The 13410-nt window shown below is 47.1% G+C and carries 12 protein-coding genes and 1 riboswitch; of the genes, 5 read left to right on the forward strand and 7 right to left on the reverse strand.

The window, feature by feature from the left end:
- Positions 1 to 22: 22 nt before the first annotated feature.
- From GC178_17705 to GC178_17725, 5 genes are all read left to right on the forward strand, one after another.
- The gene (locus tag GC178_17705) at positions 23 to 511 is read left to right on the forward strand and encodes a hypothetical protein (protein MBI1289406.1); all 489 of its coding nucleotides are present in this window, start codon (positions 23 to 25) and stop codon (positions 509 to 511) included.
- 73 nt (positions 512 to 584) lie between these two features.
- Positions 585 to 938: a hypothetical protein gene (locus GC178_17710; GenBank protein MBI1289407.1), complete on the forward strand. Its 354-nt coding sequence runs from the start codon at positions 585 to 587 to the stop codon at positions 936 to 938.
- Between the two features lie 84 nt (positions 939 to 1022).
- Positions 1023 to 1134: riboswitch (SAM riboswitch) on the forward strand.
- A 163-nt stretch (positions 1135 to 1297) separates the two neighbouring features.
- Positions 1298 to 2323, forward strand: a complete 1026-nt coding sequence (locus tag GC178_17715; GenBank protein MBI1289408.1) for a 5-methyltetrahydrofolate--homocysteine methyltransferase — start codon at positions 1298 to 1300, stop codon at positions 2321 to 2323.
- A 45-nt stretch (positions 2324 to 2368) separates the two neighbouring features.
- Positions 2369 to 2731, forward strand: coding sequence for a four helix bundle protein (locus GC178_17720; GenBank protein MBI1289409.1), 363 nt, complete (start codon positions 2369 to 2371; stop codon positions 2729 to 2731).
- A 31-nt stretch (positions 2732 to 2762) separates the two neighbouring features.
- Positions 2763 to 5894, forward strand: a complete 3132-nt coding sequence (locus tag GC178_17725) for a DUF559 domain-containing protein (protein ID MBI1289410.1) — start codon at positions 2763 to 2765, stop codon at positions 5892 to 5894.
- Between the two features lie 71 nt (positions 5895 to 5965).
- Here GC178_17725 and GC178_17730 read toward each other — a convergent pair whose 3' ends face one another.
- The 7 genes from GC178_17730 to GC178_17760 form a co-directional block, all read right to left on the reverse strand.
- Complete coding sequence (locus GC178_17730) at positions 5966 to 6679, reverse strand: hypothetical protein (protein ID MBI1289411.1); 714 nt, start codon at positions 6677 to 6679, stop codon at positions 5966 to 5968.
- Between the two features lie 56 nt (positions 6680 to 6735).
- On the reverse strand, positions 6736 to 8523 hold the full coding sequence (locus tag GC178_17735; protein ID MBI1289412.1) for a cytochrome c oxidase subunit I: 1788 nt from the start codon (positions 8521 to 8523) through the stop codon (positions 6736 to 6738).
- A gap of 22 nt (positions 8524 to 8545) precedes the next feature.
- Positions 8546 to 9637: a cytochrome c oxidase subunit II gene (locus tag GC178_17740; GenBank protein ID MBI1289413.1), complete on the reverse strand. Its 1092-nt coding sequence runs from the start codon at positions 9635 to 9637 to the stop codon at positions 8546 to 8548.
- A 36-nt stretch (positions 9638 to 9673) separates the two neighbouring features.
- The gene (locus tag GC178_17745) at positions 9674 to 10798 is read right to left on the reverse strand and encodes a quinol:cytochrome C oxidoreductase (GenBank protein ID MBI1289414.1); all 1125 of its coding nucleotides are present in this window, start codon (positions 10796 to 10798) and stop codon (positions 9674 to 9676) included.
- Positions 10799 to 10889: 91 nt separating this feature from the next.
- Positions 10890 to 11492, reverse strand: a complete 603-nt coding sequence (locus GC178_17750; GenBank protein ID MBI1289415.1) for a c-type cytochrome — start codon at positions 11490 to 11492, stop codon at positions 10890 to 10892.
- Positions 11489 to 12013 carry a DUF3341 domain-containing protein gene (locus GC178_17755; GenBank protein ID MBI1289416.1) on the reverse strand — a complete coding sequence of 175 codons (525 nt, stop codon included), beginning with the start codon at positions 12011 to 12013 and terminating at the stop codon, positions 11489 to 11491. Before GC178_17755 ends, GC178_17750 begins: the two co-directional genes overlap by 4 nt.
- A 12-nt stretch (positions 12014 to 12025) precedes the next feature.
- Entirely contained in the window at positions 12026 to 13402 is a 1377-nt protein-coding gene (locus GC178_17760; GenBank protein ID MBI1289417.1) for a hydrogenase, read from the reverse strand.
- Positions 13403 to 13410 lie beyond the last annotated feature (8 nt).

Consider the following 13410-nt stretch of genomic DNA (forward strand, 5'->3'; position numbering starts at 1 on the left):
CGGCTTTTGATACTAATTGAAAATGAACCAACAAAAGCAAATATTCGACCTCATCGAAGACTTCCAAGCTGAAGTGAAGTTTGTTGCTGAACAATTTTATTACACGTATGGGAGGAAAGATCTGTTGAAAGCTTGGCATGACAAGACAATCCCTCAAACTGGACAATTAAATCAAGTCATTACTCAATACGCTTTTCATGGTGCTGGTCTATTTGCTAAACTCAAGGACAAAGAAGTTGACTTCGACTTTGGTCCAAACTGCAGAATAGATGGTTTTGACGCTTGGAGACTGCGAGCTTTTGCAGATTCTCAAACTGAAAAATATCAAGGCTTTTGGACGTTGGAAAAGCTTGAAAATGAACTGGAACAGTTAGAGCGACAAGGATTGATTATTAAGCTTGGCGACTTTCCAGGTTCAAGCAATTATTATAGAAAAGAAAATCTGACGCCAATAAAGACTAAAAGTCAGGCGGGCATCATCGATAAATTTAAAACTTGGTTCGCGCAGTAAACTACTTCTCGTCCGATAGGACTGCATCCTTTCTCCCGCCCGAACACTTAGAACCGTTGTATTTAATTACAAAATGGAATTCAAAGAGTCGATTAACCAACTCGCGACAGCGTACCGAAAAGCTGGTGGAATTGCCCAAGCGAGGTTAAGATGTTTTGACCAAATGAATGACTTTTATGACAAGTATGGGTTTCCTGAAGAATTGACCAAATGGCAATTGTCTTTGGTTCCGTTCTTGTTTCAAGAAGCCAATTATGACGACATCAATTGGACGAATCAAAGCGAAGACCTTCGACATTTGAAAATCACTTTCAATTTAGACTGTATGTTTCAAAATCAGGGCAAAAGCCGACAAGAACTGAGCAGGCAGCAATTTGACCGTTACATCCAGTTTTCTCTTTCAGCAATTGACAAGTACAAAAAATAAACCGCTAACTATGACACTATACTTAGCCTGACCCGTTGCCGAATAAATAGTTCGCACTATCTTCGCGGCACGTTCTTAATTTATTGCTTATCAAGAAAGACGGAGGGATAAGGCCCTACGAAGTCTTGGCAACCTCCCCGCCTGAGGCGGAGAAAGGTGCCAAATCCTATCTCGTAATTGCGGGAAACGATAAGTTGAAAGTGAGAACCTTTGACAAAGACAAACAGGGCCTTCAATGAGCAATCATTGGAGGCCTTTTTATTTACGATTGACGATTGGCAATAGACGATTTACGATTTGAACCAACTTGGTGTTCTCTGTGATCTCTCAGTGAACTCTGTGGTAAATCTCAAACAAGAATGAAAAGAACTAAACAATTAGAACAAGCAGTAAAAGAACGGATACTCGTTCTGGATGGCGCGATGGGCACCATGATCCAGCGCTACAAACTGGAAGAAGAGGATTATCGTGGTGAGCGTTTCAAGGATTCACCAAAACCGTTGAAAGGAAACAACGACCTGCTTTCCATCACACGGCCAGAGATCATCAAGGAGATCCATGCCAAGTATTTCGAAGCAGGCGCAGACATTGCCGAGACGAACACATTCAGCGGAACAACCATCGCCCAAGCGGATTATGGCTTGGAGGACGCGGTGTACGACATCAATTACTACTCGGCCAAGATCGCACGCGAAGTAGCGGATGAATTCACGGCCAAAGAGCCGAACAAACCGCGATTTGTGGCAGGTTCCATGGGTCCGACAAACCGAACGGCTTCGCTTTCACCTGATGTGAACGATCCTGGTTTCCGTGCTGTGAGCTTCGATGATCTACGAATTGCCTACAAGGAACAGGCAAAGGCGTTGGTTGATGGCGGTGTAGATATTCTTCTGGTTGAAACCGTGTTCGACACACTCAATGCCAAAGCAGCACTTTTCGCCATCGAAGAACTGTTTGAAGAGATCGGCTACAGATTACCGATCATGGTCTCAGGAACCATCACAGATGCCAGCGGCAGAACGCTCTCGGGACAGACAACCGAAGCCTTTCTCATATCCATCTCGCACATTCCATTGTTCAGCGTTGGATTGAACTGCGCGCTTGGTGCGGCTCAGCTTCGTCCGTACTTGCAAGTGCTGGCGAGTAAAGCTCCGTTCGGTGTCAGCGCACACCCGAATGCAGGTCTTCCGAACGAATTCGGAGAATATGATGAAACGCCCGAAATGATGGCCGCTCAGATCGAGGAATTCCTGAAAGAGAATTTGGTGAATGTGATCGGTGGTTGCTGTGGCACTACGCCAGCGCATATTAAAGCCATTGCTGAGGTGGCTGCGAGGTATAGTCCACGGTCAATAGACCATAGTCCACAGAAGTCCGAACTATGAACCCTTCCGTGGTCTATCGATCATGATCTGAACGCTTTAAAAACAATGGCATTTAAATTCGAAAATCTGAATGTTTGGCAGAAATCGTTGGATTATACTGCCTCTATTCATGAACTGACATTGAAATTTCCAAAGGATGAATTGTACATTCTTACTTCACAGATCAAACGAGCAGCAGACAGTATAAATCTCAACATTGCAGAAGGGTCAACTGGTCAGTCAGATGCAGAATTCGGTAAGTTTCTCGGCTATGCCATCCGATCGGCAATTGAGGTTGTGTCTTGTTTGTATGTTGGACAAAAACGGGGATTAATCAGTGAAGATGACTTTCAGCGTCTTTACAGCGAGGCAGAAGAAATTATAAGAATGACCCAAGCCCTCCGCAACTCAATCAAATCAAAAAAATAACTGCCCGACTGTGGACAATCGACTATCGACCATGGACTCTAAGACAAAAATCCCACCACTACAGTTATCAGGTCTTGAACCACTCCTCATCTACGAAGGTTCCAACTTCATCAATGTGGGCGAACGGACCAACGTCACAGGGTCGCGCATGTTTCTGCGCCTCATTAAGGAAGAAAAGTATGATGAGGCATTGGCCGTTGCGCGGGACCAAGTAGAAGGTGGAGCACAAGTGCTGGATGTGAACATGGATGAAGGAATGATCGATGGCAAAGAGGCCATGGTCAAATTCCTTCACCTCTTGGCTGCCGAACCCGACATTGCTCGCATTCCGATCATGATCGATAGCTCCAAATGGCAGATCATCGAAGCTGGTCTGCAATGCGTGCAGGGAAAATCCGTGGTCAATTCCATCAGCCTAAAAGAAGGCGAGGAACAGTTCGTTGATCACGCGAAAAAGGTTAAGCGCTATGGCGCAGCCGTCATTGTGATGGCATTTGATGAACAAGGACAGGCCGATAGCTACGAACGCAGGATCGAGATCTGCAAACGTTCGTACGACATCCTCGTGAACAAGGTCGGTTTCGCTCGTCAAGACATCATCTTCGACCCGAATATCTTCCCTGTGGCAACAGGAATGGAAGAGCACAACAATAACGCGCTCGACTTCTTCAACGCCACCAAATGGATAAAAGAGAACTTGCCAGGAGCCAAGGTGAGCGGTGGGGTGAGCAACGTCTCGTTCTCATTCCGAGGGAACAACCCTGTGCGTGAAGCGATGCATTCCGCGTTCCTCTATCATGGTATCAAAAACGGCATGGACATGGGAATCGTCAACCCTACCATGCTGGAGGTGTATGATGAGATTCCGAAAGATCTTTTGGAGCATGTGGAAGATGTACTCCTGAACCGCAGGCCAGATGCAACCGAACGCCTGCTTTCATTTGCCGAAACAGTTGTAGGAAAAGCCAAGGAGAAAAAGGAAGACCTCACTTGGCGACAAGCGCCCGTGGAAGAACGCCTTTCACACGCCTTGGTCAAAGGTATTGCCGACTTTGTGGAGGAAGATGTGGAGGAAGCCCGTCTGAAAGCAGAACGGCCGCTACACGTCATTGAAGGTCCGCTGATGGACGGCATGAACGTGGTCGGAGATCTTTTCGGAGCAGGAAAGATGTTCCTGCCGCAGGTGGTAAAATCCGCGAGGGTGATGAAGAAAGCTGTCGCCTACCTACTTCCTTACATGGATGCCCCCCCGACCCCCCAAAGGGGGGACAGCCCCCTCAATCCCCCGATGGGGGAAGAAAGTGGCTCGGAGAAACCGGGTTATATGACCGCAGATCCTGTTTACTATGAGAAAATCAAGGATTACGTTAAGAAGCATCGCAGCCAGCCAACGCAAGCTGAAGATGCTTTATGGCAAGCACTTCGAAACAAGCAACTAGACGGCTACAAATTCAGGCGGCAACATATCATCGGAAAGTATATCGCTGATTTCGTCTGTCTCCAACAACATTTGATCATTGAAGTCGATGGACTTATTCACCAACTTCCTGATATTAAAGAAGCCGATGAAAGCCGTGAAGCATGGCTAAAAGAAATGGGATTTCGCATCATTCGTTTTTCCAACTCTCAGGTACTTGTCGAAAGAGATGCCGTAATTGAGGAAATCCGAAAACATTTGATCGAAGCACCAGCTCCCCCTTTGGGGGGAAGGGGGGCTGGTAAGATCTTATTGGCAACGGTAAAAGGTGATGTGCACGACATCGGTAAGAATATCGTTGGCGTAGTACTCGCTTGCAACAATTATGAGGTCATCGATCTTGGCGTGATGGTTCCTGCGGAGAAGATCCTTGCGGAAGCGAAAAAGCAGCAAGTGGATGTCATCGGATTGAGTGGACTTATCACACCTTCATTGGATGAGATGGTGCATCTCGCCAAAGAAATGGAGCATGATGGGTTCGATATTCCGTTGCTGATCGGAGGTGCCACCACTTCGCGCGTTCACACGGCCGTGAAGATTGACCCGCAGTACAAGAAAGGGCAGACGGTACACGTATTGGACGCTTCACGTTCGGTAACGGTTGTGGAAAGCCTACTTGGTCAGAAGAAACAGGGTTTTGTGGAGAACATTCAAGCAGAGTATGACCAACTGCGTGAGATGCACGCTAAGAAACGAGGACAGAAGGAGTTCATTTCGTTGGAAGAAGCACGTGCCAATAAGTTCGAAATCGACTGGAAGCCCGAAGACCTTGCCAGACCGAAGAAACTCGGCATCACCGAATTCAAGGAATTCCCGCTGAACGAATTGGTGGATTACATCGACTGGACACCCTTCTTCCAAACGTGGGAACTGGCTGGCCGTTATCCGAAGATATTGGAGGATGAAGTGGTCGGAACCGAAGCAACAAAACTTTTTGCTGATGCTCAATCGATGCTTCAGAAAATCGTTTCGGAGAAGTGGATCACAGCAAGTGGTGTGGTCGGTCTTTGGCCTGCAAATGCGGTTGGAGATGATTTGGAGTTGTACACGGATGAAAGTCGATCTGAAGTACTTTCAACCGTTCATTCATTGCGTCAGCAGTCCAAAAAAGCAGCAGGTGTTGCAAATCTCGCTTTAGCTGATTTTATAGCGCCAAAAGAAACTGGCCTTCAAGATTACATGGGAGGATTTACAGTTACCGCTGGTCTGGGAATTGAGAAGAAGTTGGAGGAATTCGCTGCCGACCATGATGACTATAGCAGCATCATGCTAAAAGCCTTGGCCGACCGATTGGCCGAAGCATTTGCTGAAAAACTACACGAAATTGTACGGAAAGACGTTTGGGGTTACGAGCCTGAAGAATCGCTTTCAAATGAAGAATTGATCCGCGAGAAGTACCGAGGAATTCGCCCAGCGCCAGGCTACCCGGCCTGTCCCGACCATACCGAAAAACCTGAACTGTTCCGTTTACTCAATGCCACAGAGATCACAGGCGTAAGCCTCACCGAGAGTTTGGCCATGATGCCAGCAGCATCTGTCAGCGGTTGGTATTTCGGGCATCCTGAAAGCAAGTATTTCGGACTTGGTAAGATTGAGAAAGATCAGGTGGAGGATTATGCTTCGCGTAAAGGAATGGAGGTCAAAGAAGCTGAACGTTGGTTGAGTTCCAGCTTGAATTATGATTAGAAAGAGTCGATTTTCCACAGACAACAGTCCATAGACCACATACCGTGGACGGCCGACCATCGACCGTTGACCTACTTCTTTTTCTTCAACCCTCTAAAAATCTCGGAGAAGAGAATGTTGAAACGTATCTGGTAGTACGGTGAATTGAAATTCTCCTTGACCTTGGGGTTTCCTTTCAGCATGACGCGGTAGCCCAAACCTACCCCAAAACCTGCCCATCGCGAGAACAGGTAATCCACCGCCACACCTGCTTCCATGGGTACAATGAGGCCATTGGCAAAATGATGGTTGTTCTCGCTACGGTAATATGTTTCGCCAATGCCTATCTGGACGGGAACCGAAAGCGTCCAATCGTCTTCTTCGTAAAAACTGTAATCGATGTAACCGATAGCGTACTGCATTCTCGGTTGCGCCTTCAGGTCGGTCTGTCCGTAATCGGAAGGTTTGTATAGCTGCGAATCGAACTTGGTGAACATCCAGTAATAACCGATACCACATCGGATAGGAAACTTGAACTCGAAACCTGCTCTCACCCCAATAAAAGAGGCGTAATGCGTTTGAACGAATGAGTTGCGGGTCTCCACCTTGGCCATGAATTTGACCTTGATGTTTTCGCGTGGCTGCGCCAGTGAATGCCCTATAGAAAGAAGCGTTACCACAAACGTTATCACCAAGGCGCGAACCGTTGTCATGTCGAGCGAAGCGAAGCGGAGCCGAGACATCTTAGATTTCTCCACAACGGTCGAAATGACAATACCTGCTTGTTTCTGCAATCGATTCTTCACGGCAAAAAAAATGTCCTTAAGTAATTAAGGACATTTCCTGTACAAATATTGTAAGATCAATGGATTTCCTCCTCTCCTGCCTGTATCGGTGTGGTCTGAGGAATGTAATCTTCAGCAGCACCTGGCTTACTGTAATCGTAGGCCCAACGATGCACGGTAGGAATCGGACCTTCCCAGTTTCCGTGACCAGGATTGATCTCTGTTGTCCACTCCAATGCATTTGAATGCCATGGATTCTTCTTGGCCTTCGTTCCACGGAAAATGCTGTAGAAGAAGTTAACGAAGAAGATGCATTGTGCCAAACCTCCCAAGAAGGCGAACAGGCTGATGCTCACGTTAATATCCTGCAACGCATCGAACAATGGGAACGCCTCGTTGGTGTAGTATCTTCTTGGTACACCAGAAAGACCGATGAAGTGCATTGGGAAGAATACTCCGTAAACCGAAGTTACGGTGAGCCAGAAGTGCGCATAACCCATCTTCTTGTTCATCATCTTACCATACATCTTAGGGAACCAATGGTAAACACCAGCGAACATTCCGAAGATGGCCGAAGCACCCATTACAATGTGGAAGTGAGCAACAACGAAGTAAGTATCGTGAACGTTGATGTCCAATGCAGAGTCACCAAGGATAATACCTGTAAGACCTCCTGTGATGAACGTTGAAACCATACCGATGGCGAACATCATTGCTGGTGAGTAAACGATATTCCCTTTCCAAAGCGTAGTGAGGTAGTTGAACACCTTCACCGCAGATGGAATTGCCACCAAAAGCGTTGTGAACGTGAACACAGAACCAAGGAATGGATTCATACCTGTTACGAACATGTGGTGACCCCAAACGATGAACGAAAGGAATGCAATTGCCAACATCGATAGTACCATCGCCTTGTAACCGAAGATCGGCTTGCGGCTCATGGTAGAGATGATCTCTGAGGTAATACCCAAAGCAGGCAACAGGATGATGTAAACCTCTGGGTGACCAAGGAACCAGAAAAGGTGCTCATACAGAATAGGGCTACCACCTGTGTGCTCCAACGCCTGTCCACCAATGAAAATGTCTGACAGGTAGAAACTTGTTCCGAAGCTTCTATCGAAGATCAACAGTAATGCAGCAGAAAGAAGTACTGGGAATGAAAGCAGACCAAGGATCGCGGTGATCAGGATGGCCCACATGGTCAATGGCATGCGGTCCATCGACATTCCTTTTGTACGCAGGTTAACAATGGTAACGATGTAATTGATACCACCCAGCAGCGATGAAACGATGAACAGGGCGATACTCACCAACCACATGCTCATACCCAATCCAGAACCAGGAATGGCCTGCGGAAGTGCACTCAATGGTGGGTAAACCGTCCAACCTGCGGCTGCTGGCCCTGTCTCGATGAACAGAGAAGCTACCATTACGGCAGATGATGCAAAGAAGAACCAGTACGACAACATATTCAAGAAACCCGAAGCCATATCTCGGGCTCCCACCTGCAATGGAATAAGCAGGTTGGCGAACGTACCTGTAAGACCACCTGTCAGTACCATGAATACAATGATGGTTCCATGGATGGTGACCATTGCCAAATACATGTTCGGATCGAGAATACCATCTTTGGCCCATTTGCCAAGAACGGTTTCCAAAATGCCGAAGCTCTCTCCTGGCCATCCCAACTGAAGACGGAACAGCATGGAAAGGCCCATACCGACAAACCCCATGATGATCGCAGTGATCAAAAACTGCTTCGAGATCATCTTATGATCCTGACTGAACACATAGTGTGTCCAAAAATCAGGCTTACCATGATGATGGTGATGTGCGTGCTCTGCGTGTTCTGCGTGATCTGACATCTCTAATCTTTAAAATCTATGATCAGCTATGAGCTGGTTCTTCTGTTTCTTCCATCGCACCTTCTTCCGCCTCTTCGGTCGGTTCTTCGGCACTTTCGTGTTCTACCGCTTCTGTTACCTCCACAGCAGGAGCTTCAGACTTCCCTAAGCTTTCGGCAACGGTCTTCTTCTCGGCCAACCAAGCATCGTAATCCTCCTGAGACTCTACAATGATGTTCATCTGCATGTTGTAGTGCGCCCCTCCACAGATCTTATTGCAAAGCAACAGATACTCAAAATCAGGATTGTTCGTCTGCTTCTTCATTTCGGCCGTGGTCGTCTTTGGAACCATGTGAAACTGTGTGGTCATACCAGGCACGCAGTTCATCTGAACACGGAAGTGTGGCATGTAAGCACTATGAATCACATCACGGGAATGGAATTTGAACGAAACGGGCTTTCCAACTGGAAGGTGAATCTCACCGCGAACGATCTTGTCATCATTCGAAGCTGCATCCTCCAAACTTACACCCAATGGATTCTCGCTGGTGATCAGGCGATAACCCGATTTACCAAGAACACCATCCGCACCCGCATAGCGAGCTGTCCAATCGAACTGCTTTGCGTAGAGTTCAATTTCTACAGAATCATCTGGGGCTGGTCCGGTCACCTCATTCCAAACGCTGAGTCCGTAGATGATTAACGTGGTAAGCACCATGGTTGGAACTACCGTCCATATCATCTCCAACTTGTTGCTGTGCGCAAAGAAGGTGGCTGTTCTTGATTTTCTGTAATAGTACTTGAAAGCGAAGAAAATAAGCACCAAATGTGTGATGAAGAACATGGGTGTGATGACCCAAAGGCTGATTCCCATCAGGTGGTCAATATCAGCGCCATGCTCAGATGCAGAAGGCGGAAGCAGGTGCTTTCCCCATGCTAAGAACGCATAGACCACAAATCCAAGATAGAACAGCCCCATCAGCATGAACATGATGGATTGCGTCCTATTATCATCGGCCGTAATCTCCGCAGGATTCTCTCCCTTGAGTTCGGTACTCAGCTCAAACACACGGGCAACCTTTGCCAGAACCAGAACGGCAAGGATTATAACTATTGCAATAAGCAGATTGATCATTTCTCAGTTCTCTTTTACCGAATTCTTAGTGCCAGATCAGACATGATGGTGTTTTGCCTCTTCGAGGTATGGGTGGTTTTTCGCAACCAATGGCGCTTTGGCCAAGGATCTGTGAACCACGAACAGGAACAGTCCCAAGAAACCGAGGAACATGCCGATCTCCAAAATACCGATACCCCAATCGGCCTTCACCGAACCTGGCATGACCATTTGGAACACATCCAACCAATGGCCTACTACGATGATCACGCCTGTGATGGTCATCATGTTGTAGCTTCTCTTAGCATCCTTGTCCATCAACAGAAGCATTGGCAATGCAAGGTTCAGGATAGGAAGTGCGCCCCAAATAACTTTATAGTTCTTCCAACGGTCTTGGAAATAGGTTACCTCCTCAGGAATATCTGCATACCAGATGAGCATGAACTGTGAGAACCACAGATAACCCCAGAAAACGCTGGCTCCGAACATGAACTTGCCAAGATCCTGAAGGTGTTCTTGGTTGATGTCTGGCAGGTAACCGTTACGCTTCAAAGAGATCACGATCAGCGCAAACATGGTAATACCAGTCACAAACATGGTTGCGAAGTTGTACCATCCGAAGAGTGTACTGAACCAATGCGTATCGATCGACATCATCCAATCCCAAGATGCAGTAGATGAAGTTACTCCATAGAATACAAGGAATGCAGCCGCATACCCGTAGCTTTTCTTAAGAATTGTCACACCTCCTTCCAGGTCTTCTTTGAGCGACTGCTTGCGGAAGAACCACGTGAATGAACACCAGATCAGTAGGTAAAGGATGGAACGGATGTAGAAGAACCCTTCGTTGAGGTAAGCAGATTTTCCAGCAATGATCTCATCGTAATGAGCACTTTCAGGATTGGTGATCTCTGGATCCATCCAATGGTAAATATGATGCAGACCAATGTGGTGGCTACCTGCGATCAATGTCAACAGAAGAATCGGGCCTCCCACAAAAAGAAACTGCGAAACCGCCTCTGGAACACGCTTGAACCCAGAAGACCAACCAGCTTCCGATGCATATTGGATGGCCATCCACAGCGTTCCCATAAGGCCCAATCCAACAAAGAAGTAGGAATTGACCAACAAATTGGCCCAGATACGCTGCCCAGGAACGTGCGTAAGAACCGCGTACACTATTGCAAGAACACCGAGACCTACGAGGCCAAGTGTCAATCGTTTAGTGCTTGATTTGAATGTATAATCCATTCTGGCTACTGTTTCTCTAATTCTATTTCTTCTGAAGCTCTTGGACGTATTGAATCACTTTCCAACGATCTTCTTTCGTCAACTGAGATGCATGCGATCCCATAAGCCCTTTTCCGTAGGTGATGGTATGGAACATCTTTCCTTCAGGAAGATTCTTCAACGCTCCACCATTGTATGCAGGAGGTGGTGGGAATTTTCCCGTAGCGATCAACGTTCCGTCTCCTTGTCCTTCCTTACCATGGCAATGGATGCACATCTTTTCAAAGATCACTTTTCCCTGAGCCGCTGTTTCAGCCGAAGGCGGAAATGGACTTTTAAGTTCTGCGCCAGCTGCATCATAACCTTCCAATGTGTTCGGATAAGGATAAGGAAGTGCATTGATAAGGCTTGCCGTGTAAGGCCACTCGCCTCTCGTGATTGTTCCAGCAACTGGCTTCTGAGCCGTCATGCTGTCTGGAAGCACGGGGTTGTCACTGTACGTTTCGTAAGACGGAGAACGGTACATGTCTGGCATATACTCTACTCCAGGACTATTTGGGTCTTTGGTGCAAGAGGTCATTACCATGGAGAGGCAGATCAATGCACCGCCAACCAGCGAGATATTGTATTTCAATGCCTTGTTCATTTTTTTGTTATTTCCTCTGCTCCAGTTTCTTTCAAAATGCTCTCAATCTCATCCAAACTGATGCTGTTCTCGTCAAGATCGATCTGAATCAGGAATTTGTCATCCGTGGTTCTCAGATCCGGGTTCCAGTTCTTCTTACCAGGATAGATCGTGTTTCTGATCATGTAGGTTACAGCCATACCGTGAGCTGCGCAGAATACGGTCATTTCAAAGATCAATGGAACGAACGATGGAAGGTTGACCAGCAACGAAAAGTTCGGTTTACCACCAATATCCATTGGCCAATCCATAATGATGGTGAACCAGACCATGAACATCGCAAGCGACATACCGCAAAGTCCGTAGATGAAACCTGCGATGTGCAAACGTGTTGGTGGAACACCGATAATTGGGTCGATGCCATGAATCGGGAATGGAGAGAACACATCCTTTACGTGGACACCTTTGGCCACCAAGGCTTTGGCTGATTTTTTCAGCACTTCCTCATCCCCAAACAGACCGTGTATTTCTTTCGTACTCATTTATCAGTCCGATTATTTCTTGTATTGAGCTCCTGATGATTTCAAGATGGATTTCACCTCTGCGATCGGTAGCGCTGGGAATGTACGAGCGTACAGAAGGAAGAGTGTGAAGAAGATTCCAAGCGTTCCAATGAAGATGCCGATGTCAACCCAACTTGGGTAGAACATGCTCCAGCTCGATGGAAGGTAATCTCTGTGCAATGAGGTCACGATGATCACAAATCGCTCGAACCACATACCAATGTTCACGAAGATGGAGAGGATGAATGAGAACCAGATATTTCTTCTCAATCCTTTGAACCAGAACACCTGAGGGCTGATCACGTTACAGCTCATCATAGAAGCGTACGCCCACCAGTAAGGTCCTGTTGCACGATTGATGAAAGCATACTGCTCATATTCAACTCCTGAATACCAAGACATGAACAACTCTGTAATGTAGGCCACACCCACAATAGAACCCGTAAGCATGATGATCTTATTCATCAATTCCACGTGATTCACTGTGATGTACTCTTCCAAGTTCACCACTTTTCTCATAACGAGAAGTAGTGTTTGCACCATCGCGAAACCTGAGAAGATCGCACCCGCAACGAAGTATGGCGGGAAGATGGTCGTGTGCCATCCTGGGATCACCGAAGTGGCGAAGTCCATCGATACAATGGTATGTACAGAAAGTACAAGTGGCGTTGCCAGACCTGCAAGTACAAGCGAAATCTCTTCGAAACGGTGCCAAGCACGTGCGTTACCGCTCCATCCGAAAGACATGATGGCGTAGATTGTATGGTAAATTGGACGTGATGCACGAGCCATACGGTCACGGATGGTCGCAAAATCAGGGATAAGACCGATGTACCAGAACACCAGCGATACGCTGAAGTAAGTCGAGATCGCAAATACGTCCCAAAGAAGTGGTGAGTTGAAGTTGATCCACAGCGAACCGAACTGGTTTGGCAACGGAAGTACCCAGTAGGCCATCCAAATACGCCCCATGTGAATTCCAGGGAACAGGGCCGCACAGATAACCGCAAAGATCGTCATCGCCTCTGCCGAACGGTTGATGGCCATTCTCCACTTCTGGCGGAACAGAAGAAGTACCGCAGAGATCAACGTTCCTGCGTGACCGATACCTACCCACCATACAAAGTTGGTGATGTCCCACGCCCAACCTACTGTTTTGTTCAATCCCCAGGTTCCGATACCAACTCCGATGGTGTACATGATACAACCAACTCCCCAGAGCATCGTGATCAGAGCAATCGTGAAAACAATCCACCATTGTTTATTGGCTCTGCCTTCTACGGGCTTCGCAATATCATTGGAGATGTCGTGATAGGTCTTCTCACCTAAAATAAGTGGTTCCCTGATCCAAGCTTCTTGACTCGCCATTTATCTCG

It is taken from the genome of Flavobacteriales bacterium (assembly GCA_016124845.1).
GTDB lineage: Bacteria > Bacteroidota > Bacteroidia > UBA10329 > UBA10329 > UBA10329.

Coding starts and splice junctions, on each gene's coding strand:
- GC178_17705 (MBI1289406.1), top strand. CDS start 23: ATGAACCAACAAAAGCAAATATTCGACCTCATCGAAGACTTCCAAGCT.
- GC178_17710 (MBI1289407.1), top strand. CDS start 585: ATGGAATTCAAAGAGTCGATTAACCAACTCGCGACAGCGTACCGAAAA.
- GC178_17715 (MBI1289408.1), top strand. CDS start 1,298: ATGAAAAGAACTAAACAATTAGAACAAGCAGTAAAAGAACGGATACTC.
- GC178_17720 (MBI1289409.1), top strand. CDS start 2,369: ATGGCATTTAAATTCGAAAATCTGAATGTTTGGCAGAAATCGTTGGAT.
- GC178_17725 (MBI1289410.1), top strand. CDS start 2,763: ATGGACTCTAAGACAAAAATCCCACCACTACAGTTATCAGGTCTTGAA.
- GC178_17735 (MBI1289412.1), bottom strand. CDS start 8,523: ATGTCAGATCACGCAGAACACGCAGAGCACGCACATCACCATCATCAT.
- GC178_17740 (MBI1289413.1), bottom strand. CDS start 9,637: ATGATCAATCTGCTTATTGCAATAGTTATAATCCTTGCCGTTCTGGTT.
- GC178_17750 (MBI1289415.1), bottom strand. CDS start 11,492: ATGAACAAGGCATTGAAATACAATATCTCGCTGGTTGGCGGTGCATTG.
- GC178_17755 (MBI1289416.1), bottom strand. CDS start 12,013: ATGAGTACGAAAGAAATACACGGTCTGTTTGGGGATGAGGAAGTGCTG.
- GC178_17760 (MBI1289417.1), bottom strand. CDS start 13,402: ATGGCGAGTCAAGAAGCTTGGATCAGGGAACCACTTATTTTAGGTGAG.